Below are 20,838 nucleotides of genomic sequence, written 5' to 3'. Positions count from 1 at the left end.
ATGGGCAGGTGGCCTGTGGGCAGCCGGCCCGCGGCCGGGGGCGGTCGTCACCAGGCGACGGGCAGGGTCCGCGGGTAGCGCCAGATCGAGCCGGTCCGCCAGTCCAGCGCCTCCGGCGGTACGGCGAGCCGCAGACCGGGGAACCGGCCCAGCAGGGTGCCGATGGCCACCTGGAGCTCCATCCGGGCCAGGTGCGAGCCGAGGCAGTGGTGGGTGCCGTAGCCGAAGGTCATGTGGGTGGGGGCGCCCCGGTCGAGGTCGAGTTCGTCGGGCCGCTCGTACACCGCCGGGTCGCGGTTGGCGGCCAGGTAGGAGACGTGCACCGGCTCGCCGGCCCGGATCAGCACGCCGCCGAGCTCGACGTCCTCGGTGGCGACCCGGGCGATGCCCACGCCCTGGCGGAACGGGATGAAGCGGAGCAGCTCCTCCAGGGCGCGCGGCAGCATCTCGGGCTGGGCGCGGAGTTTGGCGAGCTGCTCGGGGTGGGTGAGGAGGGTGTAGCTGATGTTGGACAGCTCGTAGGTGCTGGTGTCGTGGCCGGTGACCAGCAGGACCATGGCCATCACGGCGAGCTCGTCGTCGTCCAGCAGCTCGGCGCCGTCCCGGGCGGTGGCGAGGGCGCTGATGAGGTCCTCGCCGGGATCGCGGCGGCGGGCGGCGGTGAGGTCGGCGAAGTAGGCGCGCAGCGCGGCCTTGGCGTCGATCTGGCCGGCGGCGCTGTTCGGGCCCATCGCCATCATCGCGACGGCGTGGCCGCGGAGTTCGGTGCGGTCCTCGGCGGGGATGTCCAGCAGCTCGCAGATGGTGGTGAGGGGGAGCCGGGCGGAGAGGTGGGCGACGAGGTCGGCGGGTGCGCCGTGCTCGGCCATCTCGTCGAGGTAGCCGTCGACGACGCGCTGGGTGTGCGCGCGCATCCGCTCGACCTGACGGTTGGTGAACCCCTGGGCGACGAGGCGGCGCAGCCGGTTGTGGGCCGGCGGGTCCATGAGGTTGATCGACTCGACCTGGGCGATCGGGGCGGGTGTCATCCGGGGCAGGTCCCGGCCGATGCCCGCGGCGCGGCTGAACCGGCGGTCGGTGGTGACCACGCGGACGTCCTCGTAACGGGTGGCCAGCCAGGCTTCGCCCTCGCCGTGCGGCAGGCGGATTCTGGCGATCGGCTCCTCGGTGAGCAGTCGCTTGAGGAGGGGGTCGAACTCCAGACCGTCGGTGTGGTTGAAGGGGCAGTCCCACACGGATGCGGAGGAGGGAGTCACGGGCTGATCCAGGGGCCGGTTCTGCCGCCCGACCGGGATCGTTCGGGCGCGGACGTGCTGATGTTCCCCCATCCGGCGGCGAAAATGGGGTCATGGGGGATCTTTCCCTCGATCGAGGGAGATGGACGATTGTCATGCGATATGGGCGAGTTGGGCAGCGCCGGATCGACATCCGGGCATCGTTCGAGTGAATGGAACTGACGGTTTGTGCGGGATGCACGGAATGGCACTCCGCTGTCGGGATCGAACGCTTGAGATCACTGTCGAACTCATTAGCATCACTGGTATGACCAACAGCCTCATCATTCTCGCCAGGTCCAATTCCCCCCTGGGGCAACTCGCGTCCGCGGCGGGAGTCCCCGGCGAGGACTACGAATTCGGCCTCGGCTGGCGCATGTTCGTGACACAGACCGATATTCCGGGCACGCTCCCCGAACTGGCGAAGGCCGTGTTCAAGGAGACCGGCTACCCGGCGATCGCGGGCTTCGCCAACAGCGACCCCGGCTACCTGGGCATCGTCTTCTGCGAGAAGGGCAAGATCGACCTGACCTTCGTCACGGGGGTGGACGAGGCAAAGGCCGACGGATTCGTGGCGCCCAAGTTCAAGCACCACCCGATGTCCGCGATCGGCGCGGCGGCCGGCTGGTCCAAGAAGGCCGGGCTGACCAGTGGTTACGACGCGCTGAAGGCGGCGGCCAATCGCTCCGGCGGTCCGGGCGCACCGGGTATGGACCTGCTGCTCACCTGGCTGGTCGGCCTGGGCATACCGCAGTGCGACGACGTCGACCCGTACTGGAACGAGATCGGTGACGCGGCGATCGCGCAGCGGCAGGCGTTCTGGCGACCGGACGTGGAGGTTCGGATCAATCTCTGACCCGTGGTCCGCGGTTCGGGGCCCGGGCCGCGTCCGGCGGTGACATCAGCCCGCCGGGCGCGGCCCGACGCCGTGGAGGACGGTGTCCACGATCCGGGCAGCCAGCGCGTCCGGGTCGAGGGCGGCTGCCGTTCCCGCGGCGGCCGGGCCGCAGGCGGGGGTCGGCTCCCTGTGGTGCAGGACCTCGCCGATCAGGGCGTAGTAGACCCGCCGCACCCACTCCAGGTCGGCGTCCGCGGCGATCACCCCCTGTTCCTGGATCCGGCCGAGCAGTTCGACGCAGCGGCGGGCGATCTCCTCGTGGATCCGGACGGCCGGCTCGCTGCCGGCCGCCGCCGGCCCGAGGGCGAAGCCCCAGGCCGCCTTCACCCGCAGCACGTTGGCCGTCGCCCGGTGCAGCGCGACCAGCGGCGGCGCGGTCTCCGGGTGCCCGTCCTCGATCGCCTCGGCGAGCTTGGCCGCCGCCTCGGTGGCCAGTGCGTCGATCAGGGCCTGCCGGTTGGCGAAGCGGCGGTGGACGGTGGTGCGGGTGACGCCGGCGGCCTCCGCGATCTGCTCCACGGTCGCGCCCGGGTGCTCGGCCAGGACGCGTTCGGCCGCCGCGAGGATCGCGCGGACGCTGCGTTCGGCGTCGGCGCGCAGCGGGCGCCCGGGCGTGCGGTTCATCTGTGTGCCTCCAGCTCTGCCGTACCGGGGAACGGTACAGCGGGGGATCGGCTCGCCCACTAACTGAAACATTAGTGTCGCAGATCCATGGTTATCCGATACTCTCGTGTCACAGATCGTGAGACAAGGGAGCACCATCGTGCGCACTGCCACCACCGCTCTGATCACCGGCGCCTCCTCCGGCCTGGGCGCCGAGTTCGCCGCCCAGCTCGCCGCGCGCGGCCACGACCTCGTCCTGGTCGCCCGCTCCGCCGACCGCCTGCACGACCTCGCCGAGCGCCTCGGCGACGCCCACGGCGTCACCGCCCACGTCCTGGTCCAGGACCTCTCCGAGCCCGACGCCGCGCGCCGTGTCGGCGCCGAACTCGCCGATCGCGGCCTCGCGGTGGACCTCCTGGTCAACAACGCCGGCTTCGGCACCTGCGGCCCGTTCGAGACCGTCGACGGGCAGCGTGACCACGACCAGCTGATGGTCAACGTGGTGGCCCTGGTCGACCTCACCCACGAACTGCTGCCCGGCATGCTCGCGCGCGGCGGCGGCTCGGTGGTCAACGTGGCCTCCACGGCCGCCTTCCAGCCCACCCCGTACCTCGCCGTCTACGGCGCCTCGAAGACCTTCGTGCTCAACTTCAGCCTCGCCCTGCGGCAGGAGTACCGGCGGCGCGGCATACGCGTCCTCGCCTTCTGCCCCGGACCGGTGGAGACCGAGTTCTTCAACGTCATCGGCACCCGCAAGGCCGCCGTCATGGGCAACTTCGCCACCCCCGGACCGGTCGTCCGGGCCGCCCTCCGGGCCCTCGACGCCGACCGCGCCTACGTCGTCCCCGGACTGAGCAACCGGATCAGCGCCCACCTCACCCCGCGCCGCCCGCGCGCCTTCGTCGCCGTCATCGCCGAACGCCTCTCGCGCGGCGTCCGCGACGCCATGACGGGCGGCGGCGCCCGCAACCCGAGCGGCGAGCGGGTGGCCTGAGCGGGCCGCCGGAACGGGCGGGGGTGGGGCCCGAACGGGTGCTCTCCCCCGCTCGATCGGCCGTACGGCCGTACGGGTGCGCGTCGGCGCTGAAGGCGGCGGCCGCCGCCGGGGTAATTCGCTTGACCCGGGCGACCGGGGCGGATGCACTGTGGCGGGGCGCCGCGCACGGTGCTGCGAACGATCCGGGGAGGCAGCAGTACCGATGGAGATCCGTGCCACGACCGAGCAGGACCGCAAGGCGTTCGTCGCCACGATGCACTCGGCCTTCGGGCTGTTCCCCGGGGACACCGCGGAGGACGGCGGCGGGGCCTGGTGGTCGGCGTTCGAGATGGACCGCGGACTGTTCGCGGTGACGCCCGAGGGCCGGCCCGTCGGCACCGCCGCCGCGTACTCCTTCGAACTCACGCTGCCCGGGGGCGGGATCGTCCCGGTCTCCGGAGTCACCGCCGTCGGCGTCGCGCCCATCCACCGGCGGCGGGGCGCGCTCACCGGCATGATGCGGCGCCAGCTCGCGGACCTCCGGGAGCGCGGCGAGTTCCTCTCGGTGCTGCTGGCCTCGGAAGCCGTGATCTACCGCCGTTTCGGCTACGGACCGGCGACCTGGACCAACCGGCTGACCGTGCCGCGCAAGCGGGCCGAGCTGATCACCCCGAGGGCGGGCGGCGAGGACACCGGCTCGGTCGAACTCGTGCGGAGCGACGACTGCCAGGAGATCCTGGAGGACGTCTACGACCGCTACCGCCGGGCCCAGCCCGGGGCGCTCTCCCGCCCGCACCGCTGGTGGGCCCTGCGGGCCGGTCAGCCGCCGATCTCCCCGGCGCCGCGCTACGTCGTGTTGCACCGCGACGCCGCCGGCGTCCCGGACGGCTATGCCAGCTACGCGCTTGGCGAGTTCGACCGGGTGCACAAGACGAGCGTCCTGACCGTGGACGAGGTCATCGCCCTCGACGACGACGTGTTCACGGCCTTGGCCCGCACCGTGCTCGGCCACGACCTGGTCGGCCAGGTCGTGTTCAAGCACGTCCCGTCCTGGCACCCGCTGCGCTGGCAGTTGGAGGACATCCGCAGCGGCGAGACGAGCGCGGAGGAGGACTGGCTCTGGGTCCGGTTGCTGGACGTGCCGCGCGCCCTGGCCGCGCGCGGCTGGTTCGCGGACGGGGAGCTCGTGCTCGACGTCGAGGACGCGTTCCTCGGCGAGCGGCACCGCTGGCTGCTGACGGTCCGGGACGGCAAGGCGGAGTGCGTGGAGACCGGCCGGGAGCCGGACCTGAGCCTGGACGTGTCCGACCTGGGCTCGATCTACCTCGGCGGCACCGCTCCGAGCACCCTGGTCCGGGCCGGCCGCGTCGAGGCGCACCGGCCGGGCGCCGCCGCCCTGGCCGACACCCTCTTCCGCACGGAGCGGCCCCCGCACTGCCTGCACTGGTTCTGACCGGGCGCGGGCGGCACCCGGGACGGGCCGGTGGCGGTGGCCCGCCGCTCCCCGCCGCTCCCCGCCGCCTTTCGCCGCTACTCCGTGCTGATCAGCCGGGTGAGCAGTGCGCTCAGCTGCTCGCGTTCGGCCGGGGTCAGCGGGGCGAGCAGGGCCTCGTTGGCCCGGTCGCCCCGCTCCTCCAGCCGGCGCAGCAGCGCCCGGCCGTCCGCCGTGAGCGCGAGCACGTTCTTGCGGGCGTCGCGCGGGTCCCGGGTGCGGCTGACCAGTTCCCTGGCCTGCAGTTCGTTGAGCACCGTGACCATGTCCTTGGGGTCGATCCGGACGGTGCGCGACAGCTCGGCCTGGGCGATGGGGCCGAGTTCGGCGATACCGCACAGGACGGCGTGGTGCGGCATCCGCACGCCCTCCGCCGCCAACTGCTCGCCGACCAGACGGTGACCGAGGGCCGAGGCGCGGCCCAGCAGCCAGCTCGGCAGGGTCTGCAGGTGGCTGAGCGGTGCGGGGGTGGTGTCCATGGGAGCAGCCTAGCCGAGATCGTTGGACAGCCCAATGATTTCGGCTTATCGTTGGGGTGCCCAATGGATTTCAGGAGGGGGAAGCGCCATGCGCAGGGTCAGGTTCCGGCCGCAGGACCTCGTCGAGCCGTTCGTGATCGAGGAGGTGGCCGCGCCCGTCCCGGGTCCGGGGCAACTCCTGGTGGACACCGAGGTGGTGGGCGCGAGCCTGGGTCTGGTGCGGATGCTGCGCGGAGGTGCCGCGGCCGCCGGACCGGGGGGCGAGGTGCCCGGGCCCGGGGGCGAGATGGTCGGCCGGGTCGTCGCCCTCGGGGCGGGCGTGGAGGGCTTCCGGGTCGGGGACCGGGTGGGCGGGGTGGTGTTCGAGAACGTCCACGCCCAATCGGTGCTCGCCGTCCCGGCCATGGTCACCGCCGTCCCGCCGCAGGTGGGCTCCGCCGAGGCGCTGGCCCTGGTCCGCGGCGGCCTGGTCGCGCTGAGCGCCCTGCGGGCCGGACGCTTCGAGCGGGGCGAATCGGTCCTGGTCACCGCGGCGGCCAGTGGGGCGGGGCACCTGGCCGTGCAACTGGCCAGGGCGCTGGGAGCGGGCCGCGTGGTCGCTGCCGTCGGCTCGGCGGGCAAGGCCGACTTCGTGCGCGGATGCGGCGCCGACGAGGTGGTGCTCTACGGGCAGGACACCTGGGGCGACCCGGTGGACCTCGTCCTGGACGGCGTCGGCGGTGAGCTGGTGCAGCGGGGCGTGGACGCCCTCGCGCCGCACGGCAGGCTGGTGGCGTTCAGCGCGGGCGGTGGCACCGTGGACGCCGGCGGCCTGCTCGGCGGTCTCAAGTCGGTGATCGGCTTCTCGATCGGGCCGATCAGCCGTCAGCAGCCAGAACTGATCGAGCGGCGCCGGGCCGAACTGTGGGACCTGCACGCCGCCGGTCACCTCCGCCCGGCGTACGAGGCCCTGCCGCTCGACCGGATCGCCGAGGCCGTCGAGCTGATCGAGTCCCGCCGCAACCACGGCCGGGTCCTCCTGCGTACGGCCTGACGGCCGTGCGGCGCCTTCGTGCTCCCGCCCCGGGCCCGCCGGCCCCGGCGTCCGGCCCCGCGCGGGAAGCCGGTCCCGCCGACTTCCCGCGCACTCAGCGTTCGGCGGTCTCCGCCCGCACCCACTCCAGGTACGCGGGGCTGCCCGTCACCACCGGCACGGCGACCACCTCCGGGGTGTCGTACTCGTGCCGCTCGCCGATGAACTCCACCAGCGCGTCAGCCAGTTCGCCCCGGGTCTTGAAGTCGGTCCGCCACTCCGCCGTGTCCTGCACCTCGCCGTCCCACCAGTACACGGACCGGACCGGGTACACCTGCGCGCATGCCGCGAGCCGCGCCCGCACCACCTCCGCGGCCAGGGCCCTGGCCTTCGCCTCCTCGTCGTGCGTCGTGGTCACCACGAGAATCCCACCGCTCCGCGTCGCCATGACGGGAGAGCCTAACGACGGAGCGGCGCACCGGGACGTCCCCGCGCGCGCTACCCGCGCCCGATATGCTCCTCGCCCGGGATGTTCTTTCTTCACGACGCGACGACGGAGTGAACGCGATGCCTCTTGAGGGCGAGTACGGGCCGAGTCCGGCGCAGTGGATCCGGGACCAGGTCGAGCTGTACGAGAGTTCGGGCGGCACGCGGGGGACGACGCTCCGGGACACGGGCCTGCCGGTCGTCGTCGTCACGATGCGCGGTGCGAAGAGCGGCAAGGTGCGCAAGGTCCCGGTGATGCGGGTGGAGCACGAGGGGCGGTACGCGGCCGTGGCCTCGAAGGGCGGCTTCCCGGAGCACCCGGTCTGGTACCTCAACCTCACGACGGACCCGCACGTGGAGCTCCAGGACGGCCCCGTGCGCCAGGAGATGACGGCCCGCGAGGTGACCGGCGCCGAGCGCGCCGAGTGGTGGGAGCGTGCGGTCGCCGCCTTCCCGACCTACGCCGAGTACCAGGAGAAGACCGACCGCGAGATCCCCGTCTTCGTCCTGGAGCCCGGGCACCGGTAGCCCCGGGTGCCGTTCGGCCCCGGGCGCCGGTTCGCCCGGGGTGGGGCGTCCTCGGTGCCGACCCGTCCGGCCCGATGGCGGGTCGTGATCGCGCGGTGGCGACTGGGTGGAGGCGAGCGGGTGGACTTTGCCCGTGTCGATCCGAACGACAGAGTCCGCGTACGGCGGTAACCTACTCACTTACCCAGCGGGGGATGTGCCCAAGCCGTCCTGAAGTCGCCATTTCTGACACGCACCTGACGATCCGTCGATTCTGTGCGTTCGAGGGAGTCCCTATGTCCCGGAGCCGCAAGCTCCACCGTCTCAGCAACCCCGACGCCAACGAGCGCCGCGCCCAGCGGATGCTGTTCCGGCACCTCCGCGACGACACCAACGCGAACCGCGGCCGGATGGCGCGGCGGGTGCGCGAGCTCCAACTCCTGCTGGAGATGGACCCGATCGAATTCGAGAAGCTGATAGCCCGGCTGATGGAGTCGATGGGGATGAAGGTCGAGCTGACCGCCCGGTCGAAGGACGGCGGGGTGGACGTGCGCGGCATCGACAGCGACCCGTTCCGGGGCGGGAACGTCATCGTGCAGGTCAAGCGCTACCGGGACACGGTGACCCCCTCGGTCGTGCGGGACCTCTTCGGCACGCTCCAGCACGACCGGGCGGCCACCAAGGCCGTGCTCGTCACCACCAGCAAGTTCGGCCCCAGCTCGCACCAGTTCGTCTCCGGCAAGCCGATCACGCTGATCAACGGCTCCGAGCTGGTCGGCCTGCTCAAGCACCACGGCTTCCACGAGATGTTCGCACCCGCCTACGCGAGCGCCGTGGAGGAGCCGGCCGGCGGGTCGGTCGACGGCGTGCCCGCGATCGAGGTGGCCGCCGAGCCCGCCCGGCTCCTGCTGCACTGGACGGGGGAGGAGGAGTACGACATCGCCGCCCTGGTCTGCGAGGGCAACCGGGCGCTCTCCGACGACCACCTCGTCTTCTACAACAACGCCTCCACGCCGGACGGTTCGGTCCGGCTCGTCACCGGCTACGACGACGCCAACGCGTGCCTGATGGTCGACTTCGACGCGCTGCCCGCCGAGGCCGACCGGCTCGTGGTCATCGCCGCCGCCGACACCGAGAACCACCCCTCGGCCACCATGGGCGGGTTCGCCGGACCGGCGCTGATCCTGGAGGCGGGCGCCGACCAGGACGCGGCCGTCGTCCACCTCGCGGACGGGGCGGAGACCAACATCGCGATGCGCCTGGGCCGCTTCGACCGCGACGAGGCGGGGGACTGGGACTTCACCCCCGCCCTCGCGGGCTACCCGGGCGGCCTGCGGCAGGCGGTCGTGGCGTACGGCCTGGAGGTCACGGACGAGGAAGCGGTGGCCGCGGGGCAGTGACCGCGGCCGGCCGCCGCGCAGGAAGTCGACCGTGCCGACTTCCTGCGCGGCGGGCTTCGGAACGATCGTGCGAGGTCCGGCCGTTGGTACGGGCATGACGGTGGTGTCGGTGGTGGTCACGGCGACGGCGTTCCTGGTGGCGGGGCTGGTCGCCCTGGCGGCGGTGGTGAGCGACCGCCGCAACGGCGGACCGGAGGCCGGTCCGGGAACCTCCGGCGGCTTCGGCATGTCGGTGTTCGAGGAGTTGCACGCCCTCTTCCACGCGGGCAAGCGCGTCCAGATCGAGCAGCGCCAGGCGCAGCTCGTCCTGCGCGACGACGACCACGCGACCGCCCCGCCCGGCCACGGCATCGACCTGGACGCGGGCGCCGCGGTGGTGATCCGCAAGCGGCTGCAGCCGGAAGGCCGCGAGAGCCTGTCCTGAGGGCGATCGGTGGCACGCTCTCGTTATCGTCACTCTGACACAAATGGCGTATGCTCGGCTCGGCGCCGGACGGCCGAACGTGTCGTGTCCCGTGCGCCGCGCTGCAAGGTGACAGGGGCACGGGCATGGACTGGTACGACCTGGAGCGCTGGCGCCTCGAGAGCGAGATCGACCGGCTGAGCGACCTCGTGGGAATCCCGGAGGGCCTCAGGCCGCGCTGCGAATTCCGGGACGACGGTGCGCGGTTCATCGATTTCCGTTACAACGGCAGGCTGAGGTGCCTCTCCTTCTCCGAGCGGGGCGTCACCGTCGAGCGGAGCACCCGTGACGTCTCGGAGCTGATGTACTGGGTGATCTCCGATGCGCTCTGCCGGTCCGGCGGTACGTGGGCGCAGCGGGCCTCCGCGCTGTACGCCCTCGACCCGGCATGGGCCGAGCGCTGGTGCGCGGAGCTGGCCGGAACGATCGGCCCGGAGCGGCGGCACGAGGTCCCGACGCTTCCGCCGGAGGAGCCCTTCGTGCTCGGGTCGCCCCGGTTCCGATCGCCGCGCCCGAGGAGACCGGCTCCGGTGGCCGTCCGGCCGTCCAACCGGCGGCCTGCCGGCGCCGGCCCCCGCCCGGCCCCGCTGCCGGCCGCGTTCGTGAGCCCGTCCCGGTCGGTCGATTCGTGCGACCTGTGCCGGAAGCAGCGGCGCACGCCGAAGGGGTTCCCACGTTTCGGGCTTCCCGGCCGGTAGCGCCGGGACGGGGTGTTCGGGGTCGGCGGACAGGAACGATCGGAGTGACATGAACGAGCAACGACTCCGCCGACGGCGGCGGGATCTGGAGAAGGAGATCGACCGGCTGTGGCGCCTCCTGGGCCTTCCCGGGAACCGCAAACCGCCTTTTGACTGGGCATCGGGTTCGTCCGTCGGGATCCGTCCCGACGGGACGCTGGGCTACTTCTGGTTCGAGAGGGGTGAGCTGGTGTCCGAACAGCGCACCGACGATGTCTCGGAGTTGCTGTACTGGATCGTCGGTGGCGCGCTGTACGGGCCCGAATGGTCCTTGGAGCGGAAGTCGGCCGCCCTGTACGCCCTCGATCCGGCGTGGGGTGCGCGGTGGTGTGCGGAGCTGGCCGAACGGGTCGGGCCGGAACGGAGGCACGAAGTCCCGGCGCTTCCTCCGGAGCGGCCCTTCGTCCTCCGGAAGTCCGAGTCGCGGCGACCGAAGCAGCGGTGGGGGAGCCGGGCTCCCCTGGCTTCCGGCCATGGCCACGATGTGGCGCAGTGCGAGTGGTGCCGGCCGCTCCGGTCGGAGGAACTGCCGGCCTTCCCTCGAATCAGGCTGCTCGACCGGTAGCGCCGGGGCGAGCGGGATCAGTGGACACGGACGAACGGGGCGGCGTGAACGAGCACCGGCTCCGCCGACGGCGGCGGGATCCGGAAAAAGAACTCGACCGGTTGTGGGGCTTGCTGGGCCTACCGGCGGATCGCAGGCCGAGGCTCGGCGACGTCGGAGGTCCGGTGCTGCCGCCGGAGAGGCCGTTCGTCCTCACGAGGCCCGGGGCGCCCGGCCTGCGGGCTCCCCGGCCGGTAGCCCCGGGTGGTCACCAGGCGGCCTCGCGGTAGTCCTTGAGGAAGACCCCGGAGACCGGGGATCCCGCCTCGCCGCGGACGACGGGGTCGTAGACGCGGGCGGCGCCGTCGACGATGTCGAGCGGGGTGCGGAAGCCGGTGGCGGCGATCCGGGCCTTTCGGGGGGCCGGGTTCTCGTCGGTGATCCAGCCGGTGTCGACGGCGCACATGTGCACGCCCTGGGCGGCGAGTTGCTCGGCGCTGGTGCGGGTGAGCATGTTGAGGGCGGCCTTGGCCATGTTGGTGTGCGGGTGACCGGCGGTCTTGTTGCGGACGGCGAACCGGCCCTCGACTGCCGTCACGTTGACGATGTAGCGGCGCGGGTGCGGCGAGGCGAGCAGCAGTGGGAGCAGCCGGTCGCAGAGCAGGGCCGGGGCGAGCGCGTTGACGAGCTGGACCTCCAGCAGTTCGGCGGGGTCGAGCGAACCGAGCTGTGCGGACCAGGAGTTGGTGTCCGCGAGATCGGGCAGCAGACCGGCCTCGTCGGCGCCGAACGGTGCCGGGAGCACGGGCGGGGAGGGGGCGGGGGTGGCGAGTTCGGCGGTCGGCCAGGCCGGGGCGAGAGCGGGCATCGGCCGGAAGCCGGGCGCGTGCGTCACGGTCGCGGTGTCGCCCGCGGGCAGGGCGGACCGCTCGCCGGCGGCCAGCAGGGCGTAGGACTCGGGCGGGCGGCGCAGGGTCTGTGCGGCGTTGTTGACCAGGATGTCCAACGGCCTCCCGTCGGAGCGCAGTTGCTCGGTGAGGCCGAGGACCTGGCGTGGGTCGCGCAGGTCGATGCCGATGACGGTGAGCCGGTCCCACCAGGCGGCGCTGCCCTCGGCGGCCCGGAAGCGGCGCACGGTGTCGTGCGGGAATCGGGTGGTGACGAGCAGGTCGGCGCCGTCGCGGAGCATCATCAGGGCCAGCTGGAAGCCGATCTTCACCCGGCCGCCGGTGAGCAGCGCGCGGCGGCCCCGGAGGTCGGTGGAGAGCCCGCGGCGGGCGGTGTTGTCGGCCGCGCAGGGGCGGCAGAGCATGTGGTAGAACGCGTCCACCTCGCGGTACCGCTGCTTGCAGACGTAGCAGCGGCGGCTGCCGAGGAGTTCGCCGATCGGTGCGGGGCGGCCGGGCACGGTGGCGAGCGGGGTGTCCTCCCGGCGGTCGCGGGCGCCGGTGGCGGGGGGGCGAGCAGTGCGGCGTCGGCGGCCAGGACCTGGTCGCGTGCCTCCTGGCGGCGCTGCTTGCGGCTCTCGCGGTGGAAGGAGCCGAGCTGGCGCTCGACGTGCAGCCGGACGCGGTCACCGGTCGGCAGCGCGCGCAGGCGGCCGAGGGTCCGGCTGAACGCCGCCGGCTCCTCGGGAGTGATCTCCCCGGCCGTGCTGCCCGTGTCGTCCCGGACCGTCATGTCCGTCCCCTCGTGTGCCTGTTCACCTGCGGCGGAGTCGCTCGCGGGCGGCTCCGGTGATGGGGGGACTGTAGTGGACCGTCCGCGAACGCGCGCTCGAACAACGCCGCGCCGGCGGCCCCTGGGAACGGGGCCGCCGGCGCGGGCGGGGCGAGGCGGAGCGGGGTCGCTCAGCCGGTGTACTGGGCGAAGATCTTGGCGAACTCGTAGGGCTGCTGGGGGATGTTGGTGCACTTGAAGAGGCCGCCGGTGCAGGCGTTGGCGTCCCGGGTGGCGTCCCAGAAGGCCAGCACGCCCAGGTGGTGCTGGCGGGCGAAGGAGACCAACTGCTGGGCGTCGGCCTGGTTGTAGATCTGGTGGTCGTCGTTCTCGCCGATCATCGGCGTGACGCCGACCGCCGACCACAGCTGGGCGTCGCTCTTGGCCGGGTACAGGGCCTTGAGCTGGCCGTACAGGGACTGCGCGGCCTGGACGGCGGCGTCGCCGTAGTCCGCCCCGGAGCGGTAGTAGTCCATCGCCATGATGTTGACCAGGTCGACGTCCACGCCCGCGTCGCGGGCCGAGCGGACGATGGCGACGCCCTCGGTGGTGAGGCCCTCGGGGAGGACGGGCAGGGTGAAGGAGACCTTCAGTCCCGGGTTGGCCTTCTGCAGCTTGGCGAGCGCGGCGGAGCGGCGGTCGTTGGCGGCGGTGTCCGCGATCGCGGCGCCCTCGATGTCGAAGTCCACGTAGCGCAGGCCGTACGCCTTCACCACGGCGTCGTACTCGGCGAACAGCGAGTCGACGGTGGTGCAGGCGGCGGCGAGTTCGGTGCCGCTGGCGCCGCCGAAGGAGAGCTTGACGTCGCCGCCGGCCGCGCGCAGCGCGTCGATCTGGTCCTTCGCCCAGCCGGTGCGCGGGTCGTAGGCGTTGAACCAGCTGGCCTTGCAGCCGACGGCGGTGACGAAGCCCATGGTGAAGCCCTTGAGGTTGCCGGACTTGGCCATCGCGGGCAGCGAGGGGGTGGGCCAGGCGCCCATGTCGATGTACGGCGCCACCGGGAGCGCCACGTTGGGCGCCGGGGTGGTGGGCGGCGTGGTCGTGGGCGGGGTGGTGGTCGGCGGCGTCGTGGTCGGCGGGGTGGTGCTGGGCGGCGGGGTGCTCGGGTTGCCGCCGGGGCCGGACAGGGTGACGTCGTCGGCGAGGTAGGCGCCCTGGCCGTACCAGCCGTGCAGGTAGACGTTGACGCTGGTGGTGGCGGCGCCGGTGGTGAAGTTGGCGGTCAGCTGCTGCCAGCCGCCGCCGCCGGGGGTCCAGACGGCCGGGTCGGTGACCCCGCTGCCGGTCGCGCCGAGGTACACGTACTGGCCCTTGACCCAGGCGCTCAGCGTGTAGGTGGTGTTGGGCTTCACGGCGACGCTCTGGCCGCACTGGGCGGTGTCGGAGCTGCCGACGGCGCCGTTCAGCGCGTAGGAGCCGCCGTGCGCACCGGTGTTGACCACGCTGCCGGTGCTGCCGGAACAGCTCCACGGGCCGAGCGAGCCGCTCTCGAACCCTGAGTTGGCGAGCAGGTTGCCGTCGGCGGCGCCGGCGTTCCCGGCGACCGTGGCCAGGCCGCCGCCCGCGAGGACGACGGCGGCGGTGAGGCCGAGCAGCTTGGTGCGGACCGCCGGGCGGCGGTGCCGGGCAGGGGTGTCGTGGGGCGCGCGTGGCATGGGGGTGCCTCTCGGGGAACGAGGTCCGCCATCGGCCGCGCGCGGTGGGGAGGAGGCGCGGGGGCGGGTGGCGGCGGAGGTGGTCCGGGTGGGGGAGGTGCGCGGTGCTGAGGACCAAGCTGGACTAGACCACCTGCGCACGTCAAGAACCTTCGGGGCATCAAAGCACCCTCCCAGTCTCCGTTACGCGGACGTTAAGGTTCCGCCTGTCGGGTCCCGGCGGGGTACGGGCGCACGCTCCAGGGGCCACCGGAACGAGGGAAATGACGAGGGAAGTGGCGAGGGAAATGACGAAGGACGCGGCGACGGAAGTGGCGAAGGACGTGGCGGGGGAGACGGCGACGCGGACGGCCGAGGACATGACGGAGCGGAACCTGCGGTGTCTGTTCCTCGGCGACTCCTTCACCCAGGGTGTCGGCGACCCGGAGTTCCGGGGCTGGGTGGGCCCGCCGCCGGTGGCCGACGCGGGCGCGCCGCACCTGAAGCGGCTGCTGTCGGTGGCGGAGGGCATCGCCGGGGTCTGCGCCGCGCGCGGGGTGCCGTTCGTCGATGTGACGGCCGTCCTGGCGGCGGACCGGACGTGGGTGGCGGAGGCCCTGGCCGCGGACGGCGCGCACCCGGGGGCGGGCGGTTACCGGCGGCTCGCGGACCTGGTGCTGCGCGGTGGGTTCCGGGAGTGGGCGACGGAGCGCGGTCCGGGCGTGGCCTGACACCGGGCGCGGTGCGCTCGTCGAACGCCGCGCCCGTCGGGGCGGGGCGGACGGCGGCCGGAGTGCCCGCTTGACCTTGAGTGCGCTCCAAGGGGCAGGCTGGTCCCCGTTGATCCGACCGCACGTCGGCGCCACGGGGCCGGCACCAGTGAGGAGTACCGTCATGCGCAACGCCACGCTCGGCAGCGAGGGTCCCGAGGTCGGGGTCGTCGGCCTCGGCTGCATGGGGATGACCTGGGCCTACGACGTCCACAACCGGGACGACGAGACCTCGGTCCGGGTGATCCGGCAGGCGCTCGACCTCGGGGTCACGCTGATCGACACCTCCGACATCTACGGCCCGTACAGCAACGAGGAGGTGGTCGGCGCCGCCCTGGCCGGTCCGTACCGGGAGCGGGCGGTGCTCGCCACCAAGGTCGGGCTGGTGCCGGGCACCGGCGAGGAGCGGGTGCTGCGCAACGGCCGGCCCGAGCACATCCGCCGGGCGATCGACGACAGCCTGCACCGGCTCGGGACCGACCACGTCGACCTGTACCAGCTGCACCGGGTCGACCCGGAGGTGCCGATCGAGGAGTCCTGGGGCGCGCTGGCCGAGGCGGTGACGGCCGGGAAGGCGCGCCGGATCGGGCTGTCCGAGGTGGGCGTCGAGGAGATCGAGCGCGCGCGGGCCGTCCACCCGGTGGCGTCGGTGCAGAACGAACTGTCGCTGTGGACCAGGGACTCGCTGGCCGAGGTGCTGCCGTACACGGAGGCGCACGGGATCGCGTTCCTGCCGTTCTCGCCGCTCGGCCGGGGCTTCCTGACCGGTGGCATCGCCTCCTTCGACGAGTTGCCGGCCGACGACTTCCGGCGCGGGCTGCCGCGGTTCCAGCAGGACGCGCTGAAGGCGAACCTGGCGCTGGTGGAGCGGGTGCGGGAGGCCGCGGCCAGGGTCGGCGCGACGCCCGCGCAGGTGGCGCTCGCCTGGGTGGTCGCGCAGGGGCGGTACGTGCTGCCGATCCCGGGCACCAAGACGCCGAAGTACCTGGTGGAGAACGCGGCGGCGGCCGAGCTGGTGCTCTCGCCGGCGGACCTGGCGGAGCTCGACGCGCTGCCGGCGCCGTCCGGCGGACGGTACTGAGCGGAGAGCGGTCCCGGGAGTACTGCCGGGAGGGGTGCTACGGAGCGGGGCGGCACTCCTGGATCCAGATCTGCTTGCGCCCGGTCTCGCCCGGGGCCCGCACCGGAGCGTCGACCTCGCGGTCGAGCCGGAAGCCGAGCCGCCGGGCGACCGCGGCGCTGGCGGTGTTCGCCGGGTCGCAGTGGATCTCGACCCGGTGGACGCCGGGCAGGGCGAACGCCGCCCCGGTGAGGGCCCGGACGGCGGTGGTGGCGATGCCCCGGCCGACGTGGTCGGTGCCGACCCAGTAGCCGATCTCCAGCGCACCCGGGCCGATCCGGCGGTGCAGGCCGAACGAGCCGATCACCCGGCCGGGTTCGGCGTCCAGGCCGGCCAGGTAGATGAAGTCGGTGCCGGCGTCCCAGGCGGCCGTTCCGGCCTCGGTCAGCTCGGCGGTGCGGGCCGGGGTGGGTGCCTCGGCGGCCCACTCCAGCCAGGGGCGCAGGTGGTCGAGATCGGCCCGGACGGCGGCGTTGAGGGCGAGGCTCTGGGCGGGGGAGCGTCGGCGCAGGGTGATCCCCGGGGCCCCGGCCGGGCGCAGCAGTTCGGGCGGCCGGCCGGGGGTGGCGGAGACGGGAGGGACAGGGGGGACGGCGGTGGGCACGAGGTCGGGGGTGGGCACGTCCCCGCACGGCGGTGGCATGACGTGGTTCATGACAGCGATTATGTCGACGTCCTGTACCTGTCACCACCGCCCGCCGCCGCTCACCGGCCGCACGGGGGCGCGTCGGAGGCGGATCAGAGGCGGACGAGCACCTCGGCGAGCTCCTTGCGCCGCAGGTCCGGCACGCGCGCCCCCTCCGCGGGGTAGCCCACCGGGATGACGTAGGCGGCCCGTTCCTCCTGCGGCCGGTCGCACACCTCGTTGAGGAACTTCATCGGGCTCGGCGTGTGGGTGAGCGTGGCCAGCCCCGCCTGGTGCAGGGTGGCCAGCAGCAGGCCGACCGCGATGCCCACCGACTCCTTGGTGTAGTACGGGCGCGGCGACTGCGGGCCCTTGTGCACCTCGAAGACCACGATCACGGCCGGGGCGTCCTCCAGGAACGGCTTCTCCCAGTCGGTTCCGATCGGCGCCAGCGCGGCCAGCCACTCCGGGGAGGCCCGGTGCGCGTAGAACTCGCGCTCCTCGGCCTCGGCGGCCTCGCGCAGCCGGCGCTTGCGCTCCGGATCGGTGATCACCACGAACCGCCAGGGCTGGACGTGGGCGCCGCTCGGCGCGGTGTTGGCGGTGCGGACGGCCCAGTCGACCACGCCGTCCGGGATCGGGCGGGTCGAGTAGTCGCGGACGGTTCGGCGCTGGTCCATCACGTCGTGGAAGGACCTGCTGCGGGCCTCGGCCTCGTGGGCGGGCACGGTCATGGGGGTGAGCGGGACGGTCGGGTAGGACGCGCCTGCCACCGCGCTGTCTAGCGCTGTGCTGTCAACCATGGGCGACAGCACAGCACATGACGGCGGGCCGGGGAAGAGGTCTGGACCTCCTCCCCGGCCCGCGGCGCGCACGGACCCCGGCGCTAAAGTTCGGCGACCCGGCCGCCGCCGACCTCGATCCGCCGGTTGACCGCCACCGTGTCCAGCATCCGCCGGTCGTGGGTGACCAGCAGCAGCGTGCCGGTGTACGAGGCCAGCGCCGACTCCAGCTGCTCGATGGCCACCAGGTCCAGGTGGTTGGTGGGCTCGTCCAGCACCAGCAGGTTCACCCCGCGGGCCTGGAGCAGCGCGAGCGCCGCCCTGGTCCGCTCGCCGGGGGAGAGGGTGTCCGCGGGGCGCAGCACGTGCACCGCCTTCAGGCCGAACTTCGCCAGCAGGGTGCGGACCTCGTCCGGCGCGAGCTCCGGGACGGCGGCGGCGAACGCCTCCAGCAGCGGCTCCCCGCCGAGGAACAGCCCGCGCGCCTGGTCCACCTCGCCGACCACCACGCCGGAGCCCAGCGCCGAGCTGCCGGAGTCGAGTTCGAGCCGGCCCAGCAGGGCGGCCAGCAGCGTGGACTTGCCCGCGCCGTTGGCCCCGGTGATGGCGACCCGGTCCGCCCAGTCGATCTGCAGGTCCACCGGGCCGAGCGCGAAGTCGCCGCGCCGGGCGGTGGCCGCGCGCAGGGTGGCCACCACCGAGCCGGAGCGCGGTGCGGCGGCGATCTCCATCCGCAGCTCCCACTCCTTGCGGGGCTCGTCGACCACGTCCAGCCGCTCGATCATCCGCTGGGTCTGCCGGGCCTTGGCGGCCTGCTTCTCGGTGGACTCGGTGCGCATCGCGCGCCCGATCTTGTCGTTGTCGCTCGACTTGCGGCGGGCGTTGCGGACGCCGTTCTCCATCCAGCCGCGCTGCATCCGGGCCCGCGCCTCCAGGCCCGCCTTGGTGTCGGCGTACTCGTCGTACTCCTCGCGGGCGTGCCGGCGGGCGGTGGCGCGCTCCTCCAGGTACGCCTCGTAGCCGCCGCCGTAGAGGTTGACCCGCTGCTGGTGGAGGTCCAGCTCCAGCACCTTGGTCACCGTGCGGGCCAGGAACTCGCGGTCGTGGCTGATCACCACGGTGCCGGCGCGCAGGCCCTCGACGAAGGACTCCAGCCGCTCCAGGCCGTCCAGGTCGAGGTCGTTGGTGGGCTCGTCGAGCAGGAAGACGTCGTAGCGGGAGAGCAGCAGCGAGGCGAGGCCGGCCCGGGCCGCCTGGCCGCCGGAGAGCGCGGTCATCGGCAGGTCCAGGGAGACCTTGAGGCCGAGCGAGTCGGCGACCTCCTCGGCCCGTTCCTCCAGGTCGGCGCCGCCCAGCTCCAGCCAGCGGTCCAGGCTCTCCGCGTAGGCGTCGTCGGCGCCGGGCACGCCGTCCACCAGGCCCTGGGTGGCCTCGTCCAGTGCGGCCTGCGCGGCGGACACGCCGGTGCGGCGGGCCAGGAAGTCGCGGACCGACTCGCCGGCGCGGCGCTCCGGCTCCTGCGGGAGGTGGCCGACGTTGGCGGTGGCGGGGCTGAGCCGCCGCGAACCGTCCTCCGGGGTGTCCAGGCCGGCCAGCAGGCGCAGCAGGGTCGACTTTCCGGCCCCGTTGACGCCGACCAGGCCGATCACGTCGCCGGGGGCGACGACCAGGTCCAGGCCGGAGAAGAGGGTGCGCTCGCCGTGGCCGGCGGCGAGGTCCTTGACGACGAGTGTGGCGCTCATGATGTCGTCGATTCTAGGCGGGCCGGGGAGCGGGCCGGGGAGCGGGCGGGGGAGCGGACCGGGCGCGGGCCGGGCCGGGGCCGGGCGGGCGTCACCGGAGGTACTGCCGGAAACACCGCCGGGGGCGGCGGCACGCGGGGTGCCACCGCCCCCGGCGGGGGAGTTCAGCGGGTGACCGGGGTCACTTGCTCTTCTTGGAGAAGTACTCCAGCGCGTGCTGGGCGACGTCGTCCAGGTACGGGCCGGCCTCCCAGGTGTTGTCGGAGCCGCCGATGGAGGTGTCCGACACCAGCACCTGCTTGCCGTCCTTGCTGGTGAACCAGCCGCCGCCGCTGTCGCCGCCGCTGCCGTTGCAGCCGGTCATCAGCATGGTCGGGCGGGACGCGTCCATCGAGCGGCGGGCCGGCTTCCCGGCCTCGCAGTGCTCCAGCTCCATGCCGTCGAACGGCTTGGCGGCCGGGTAGCCGTAGGTGCTGACCGAGGCGATCTGCTCCCGCGGGGCGTTGAACCAGACCGGCACCGAGCCGCCGACGACCTCCTCCAGGGACTTGGCGCCGCCGTCCGGGTTGGCGACCTTGAGGATGCCGAAGTCGTACTGGCTCCACGGGCCGCCGCTCTCCGGGTCGGCCTCGGCCGTCCACTGGGGGGCGACCATGCCCGCGACGGCGCCCCACTCGCCGTACGGCTCGGCGTCGGCGAGCGTGCCCTGCTTGCCGGCGCTCACCGCGCCGCTGCTGTTGAAGGCCGGGGCGAAGGTGATGTTGGTGTGGTACTTGCCGCCCTTGCCGCCGTGCAGGCAGTGGCTGGCGGTCCAGACGAGGTTGCTCTTCCCCGGGTTCGCGGGGTCGGAGACGACCGTGCCGGAGCAGACGTAGTCCTGCTTGCCGTCCTGGAAGAACAGCTTGCCGTTGACGTGGGCCGGCTTGGCGAACGGGTGCGGGAGGGGCTTCATCTCGACCAGCTTCGGCTGCGGGTCGTTCTGGCCGCCGCCGCCGTTGCCACCCGTGCCGCCGCCGGTGCCGCCGGGCTGGGCGGGGGCGGCGCTGGTGGGCTGGGCCGCCGTCGGCTGCGCGGTGGGCTGCGCGGGCGGCGGGGTGGTGGGCCGGGCCGGCGCGGCACCGGTCGGCTGCGCGGTGGGCTGGCTGCCCGGGCCCGGCTTGTAGGGCTTGGCCTTGAGGATCTTCTGCAGGTCCCAGAAGCCCTTCACGGCCGGGGTGACGACGTTCTGCTGGGCCCACTTGTCCCAGTCGTCGAAGCTCCACTTCTTCAGCTCGTCGGCCGTCGGAAGCTTGATCGGCGGCAGGCCGCCCGGCTTGTCGGTGGCGCCCGCGGTGGCCGCGGCGGTCGTCCCGCCGGGAGCCGCGGCGGTCTGGCCGCCGGCCGGGTCGCTGTTCTCCGGGCCGCACGCGGTCGCGACGACCATGGTCAGCGCGACGGCGGAGGCGCCCAGCGCGGCACGCGTCGCCCGGGATATCGATGACATGATGTTCGGTTCCCCCTGTGAATGCACGCCACGGATGTGATCACCCGCCACCGACCTTGCGGCGGAGGGGCCACAGGTGTGGCGGGAGTGGC

At 73.3% G+C, this 20,838-nt stretch carries 20 protein-coding genes and 1 pseudogene; 11 read left to right on the top strand and 10 right to left on the bottom strand.

Translation table 11 applies throughout. The annotated features are described in order from the left end of the window. Positions 1-47: 47 nt before the first annotated feature. Complete coding sequence (locus ACIQ9P_RS00610) at positions 48-1,268, bottom strand: cytochrome P450 (protein WP_402349776.1); 1,221 nt, start codon at positions 1,266-1,268, stop codon at positions 48-50. A gap of 274 nt (positions 1,269-1,542) precedes the next feature. On the opposite strand from ACIQ9P_RS00610, the gene ACIQ9P_RS00605 reads away from it, so the two are divergent. Further along, entirely contained in the window at positions 1,543-2,130 is a 588-nt protein-coding gene (locus tag ACIQ9P_RS00605; RefSeq protein WP_402347430.1) for a hypothetical protein, read from the top strand. Positions 2,131-2,175: 45 nt separating this feature from the next. On the opposite strand, the gene ACIQ9P_RS00600 is transcribed toward ACIQ9P_RS00605, so the two are convergent. Next, complete coding sequence (locus ACIQ9P_RS00600) at positions 2,176-2,796, bottom strand: TetR/AcrR family transcriptional regulator (protein WP_402347427.1); 621 nt, start codon at positions 2,794-2,796, stop codon at positions 2,176-2,178. Between the two features lie 139 nt (positions 2,797-2,935). On the opposite strand from ACIQ9P_RS00600, the gene ACIQ9P_RS00595 reads away from it, so the two are divergent. Together ACIQ9P_RS00595 and ACIQ9P_RS00590 are read left to right on the top strand one after the other, a co-directional pair. After that, positions 2,936-3,769, top strand: coding sequence for an SDR family NAD(P)-dependent oxidoreductase (locus ACIQ9P_RS00595; protein ID WP_402347424.1), 834 nt, complete (start codon positions 2,936-2,938; stop codon positions 3,767-3,769). A 205-nt stretch (positions 3,770-3,974) separates the two neighbouring features. Further along, complete coding sequence (locus ACIQ9P_RS00590; RefSeq protein ID WP_402347421.1) at positions 3,975-5,204, top strand: GNAT family N-acetyltransferase; 1,230 nt, start codon at positions 3,975-3,977, stop codon at positions 5,202-5,204. A 77-nt stretch (positions 5,205-5,281) separates the two neighbouring features. On the opposite strand, the gene ACIQ9P_RS00585 is transcribed toward ACIQ9P_RS00590, so the two are convergent. Beyond that, complete coding sequence (locus ACIQ9P_RS00585; protein WP_402347418.1) at positions 5,282-5,722, bottom strand: MarR family winged helix-turn-helix transcriptional regulator; 441 nt, start codon at positions 5,720-5,722, stop codon at positions 5,282-5,284. 88 nt (positions 5,723-5,810) lie between these two features. Between ACIQ9P_RS00585 and ACIQ9P_RS00580 the strand changes: the two genes are divergently transcribed. Further along, positions 5,811-6,755: a zinc-binding alcohol dehydrogenase family protein gene (locus tag ACIQ9P_RS00580; protein ID WP_402347415.1), complete on the top strand. Its 945-nt coding sequence runs from the start codon at positions 5,811-5,813 to the stop codon at positions 6,753-6,755. Between the two features lie 94 nt (positions 6,756-6,849). On the opposite strand, the gene cutA is transcribed toward ACIQ9P_RS00580, so the two are convergent. Then, entirely contained in the window at positions 6,850-7,182 is a 333-nt protein-coding gene (cutA, locus tag ACIQ9P_RS00575; RefSeq protein WP_402347412.1) for a divalent-cation tolerance protein CutA, read from the bottom strand. Between the two features lie 119 nt (positions 7,183-7,301). On the opposite strand from cutA, the gene ACIQ9P_RS00570 reads away from it, so the two are divergent. From ACIQ9P_RS00570 to ACIQ9P_RS00550, 5 genes are all read left to right on the top strand, one after another. Continuing rightward, positions 7,302-7,748, top strand: coding sequence for a nitroreductase family deazaflavin-dependent oxidoreductase (locus ACIQ9P_RS00570; protein WP_402347409.1), 447 nt, complete (start codon positions 7,302-7,304; stop codon positions 7,746-7,748). 275 nt (positions 7,749-8,023) lie between these two features. Continuing rightward, positions 8,024-9,127, top strand: a complete 1,104-nt coding sequence (locus ACIQ9P_RS00565; protein ID WP_402347406.1) for a restriction endonuclease — start codon at positions 8,024-8,026, stop codon at positions 9,125-9,127. A 94-nt stretch (positions 9,128-9,221) separates the two neighbouring features. Continuing rightward, positions 9,222-9,551, top strand: coding sequence for a DUF6191 domain-containing protein (locus tag ACIQ9P_RS00560; protein WP_402347403.1), 330 nt, complete (start codon positions 9,222-9,224; stop codon positions 9,549-9,551). Between the two features lie 125 nt (positions 9,552-9,676). Next, positions 9,677-10,288, top strand: a complete 612-nt coding sequence (locus ACIQ9P_RS00555; protein ID WP_402347400.1) for a hypothetical protein — start codon at positions 9,677-9,679, stop codon at positions 10,286-10,288. 49 nt (positions 10,289-10,337) lie between these two features. After that, complete coding sequence (locus tag ACIQ9P_RS00550) at positions 10,338-10,892, top strand: hypothetical protein (protein WP_402347397.1); 555 nt, start codon at positions 10,338-10,340, stop codon at positions 10,890-10,892. Positions 10,893-11,139: 247 nt separating this feature from the next. Here ACIQ9P_RS00550 and ACIQ9P_RS00545 read toward each other — a convergent pair. Then, positions 11,140-12,551, bottom strand: a pseudogene (locus tag ACIQ9P_RS00545) (SDR family NAD(P)-dependent oxidoreductase). A 170-nt stretch (positions 12,552-12,721) separates the two neighbouring features. Further along, complete coding sequence (locus ACIQ9P_RS00540) at positions 12,722-14,245, bottom strand: carbohydrate binding domain-containing protein (RefSeq protein ID WP_402347394.1); 1,524 nt, start codon at positions 14,243-14,245, stop codon at positions 12,722-12,724. A 287-nt stretch (positions 14,246-14,532) separates the two neighbouring features. Here ACIQ9P_RS00540 and ACIQ9P_RS00535 point away from each other — a divergent pair, with 287 nt between their 5' ends. Both ACIQ9P_RS00535 and ACIQ9P_RS00530 read left to right on the top strand, forming a co-directional pair. Beyond that, entirely contained in the window at positions 14,533-14,955 is a 423-nt protein-coding gene (locus ACIQ9P_RS00535; protein ID WP_402347391.1) for a hypothetical protein, read from the top strand. A 163-nt stretch (positions 14,956-15,118) separates the two neighbouring features. After that, positions 15,119-16,075, top strand: a complete 957-nt coding sequence (locus ACIQ9P_RS00530) for an aldo/keto reductase (RefSeq protein WP_402347388.1) — start codon at positions 15,119-15,121, stop codon at positions 16,073-16,075. A 37-nt stretch (positions 16,076-16,112) separates the two neighbouring features. Here ACIQ9P_RS00530 and ACIQ9P_RS00525 read toward each other — a convergent pair whose 3' ends face one another. The 4 genes from ACIQ9P_RS00525 to ACIQ9P_RS00510 form a co-directional block, all read right to left on the bottom strand. After that, the gene (locus tag ACIQ9P_RS00525; protein WP_402347385.1) at positions 16,113-16,769 is read right to left on the bottom strand and encodes a GNAT family N-acetyltransferase; all 657 of its coding nucleotides are present in this window, start codon (positions 16,767-16,769) and stop codon (positions 16,113-16,115) included. 83 nt (positions 16,770-16,852) lie between these two features. Continuing rightward, positions 16,853-17,473: a nitroreductase family protein gene (locus tag ACIQ9P_RS00520; protein WP_402347383.1), complete on the bottom strand. Its 621-nt coding sequence runs from the start codon at positions 17,471-17,473 to the stop codon at positions 16,853-16,855. A gap of 152 nt (positions 17,474-17,625) precedes the next feature. Then, positions 17,626-19,263 (bottom strand): ABC-F family ATP-binding cassette domain-containing protein, encoded by a 1,638-nt coding sequence (locus ACIQ9P_RS00515; RefSeq protein WP_402347380.1) that lies wholly within the window; start codon positions 19,261-19,263, stop codon positions 17,626-17,628. A gap of 181 nt (positions 19,264-19,444) precedes the next feature. Next, positions 19,445-20,746 (bottom strand): trypsin-like serine peptidase, encoded by a 1,302-nt coding sequence (locus ACIQ9P_RS00510; RefSeq protein WP_402347377.1) that lies wholly within the window; start codon positions 20,744-20,746, stop codon positions 19,445-19,447. Between the last annotated feature and the right edge of the window lie 92 nt (positions 20,747-20,838).

The organism is Kitasatospora sp. NPDC094019 (genome assembly GCF_044764505.1).
In the GTDB taxonomy this organism is placed as follows: Bacteria; Actinomycetota; Actinomycetes; order Streptomycetales; family Streptomycetaceae; genus Kitasatospora.
Note: the sequence above shows the minus strand (reverse complement) of the source record. Positions and strands in the feature narration are given on the sequence as shown.

Coding starts and splice junctions, on each gene's coding strand:
- ACIQ9P_RS00560 (WP_402347403.1), top strand. CDS start 9,222: ATGACGGTGGTGTCGGTGGTGGTCACGGCGACGGCGTTCCTGGTGGCG.
- ACIQ9P_RS00605 (WP_402347430.1), top strand. CDS start 1,543: ATGACCAACAGCCTCATCATTCTCGCCAGGTCCAATTCCCCCCTGGGG.
- cutA (WP_402347412.1), bottom strand. CDS start 7,182: ATGGCGACGCGGAGCGGTGGGATTCTCGTGGTGACCACGACGCACGAC.
- ACIQ9P_RS00540 (WP_402347394.1), bottom strand. CDS start 14,245: ATGCCACGCGCGCCCCACGACACCCCTGCCCGGCACCGCCGCCCGGCG.
- ACIQ9P_RS00510 (WP_402347377.1), bottom strand. CDS start 20,746: ATGTCATCGATATCCCGGGCGACGCGTGCCGCGCTGGGCGCCTCCGCC.
- ACIQ9P_RS00585 (WP_402347418.1), bottom strand. CDS start 5,722: ATGGACACCACCCCCGCACCGCTCAGCCACCTGCAGACCCTGCCGAGC.
- ACIQ9P_RS00550 (WP_402347397.1), top strand. CDS start 10,338: ATGAACGAGCAACGACTCCGCCGACGGCGGCGGGATCTGGAGAAGGAG.
- ACIQ9P_RS00580 (WP_402347415.1), top strand. CDS start 5,811: ATGCGCAGGGTCAGGTTCCGGCCGCAGGACCTCGTCGAGCCGTTCGTG.
- ACIQ9P_RS00590 (WP_402347421.1), top strand. CDS start 3,975: ATGGAGATCCGTGCCACGACCGAGCAGGACCGCAAGGCGTTCGTCGCC.
- ACIQ9P_RS00530 (WP_402347388.1), top strand. CDS start 15,119: ATGCGCAACGCCACGCTCGGCAGCGAGGGTCCCGAGGTCGGGGTCGTC.
- ACIQ9P_RS00570 (WP_402347409.1), top strand. CDS start 7,302: ATGCCTCTTGAGGGCGAGTACGGGCCGAGTCCGGCGCAGTGGATCCGG.
- ACIQ9P_RS00555 (WP_402347400.1), top strand. CDS start 9,677: ATGGACTGGTACGACCTGGAGCGCTGGCGCCTCGAGAGCGAGATCGAC.
- ACIQ9P_RS00600 (WP_402347427.1), bottom strand. CDS start 2,796: ATGAACCGCACGCCCGGGCGCCCGCTGCGCGCCGACGCCGAACGCAGC.
- ACIQ9P_RS00515 (WP_402347380.1), bottom strand. CDS start 19,263: ATGAGCGCCACACTCGTCGTCAAGGACCTCGCCGCCGGCCACGGCGAG.
- ACIQ9P_RS00565 (WP_402347406.1), top strand. CDS start 8,024: ATGTCCCGGAGCCGCAAGCTCCACCGTCTCAGCAACCCCGACGCCAAC.
- ACIQ9P_RS00525 (WP_402347385.1), bottom strand. CDS start 16,769: ATGAACCACGTCATGCCACCGCCGTGCGGGGACGTGCCCACCCCCGAC.
- ACIQ9P_RS00535 (WP_402347391.1), top strand. CDS start 14,533: ATGACGAAGGACGCGGCGACGGAAGTGGCGAAGGACGTGGCGGGGGAG.
- ACIQ9P_RS00520 (WP_402347383.1), bottom strand. CDS start 17,473: ATGACCGTGCCCGCCCACGAGGCCGAGGCCCGCAGCAGGTCCTTCCAC.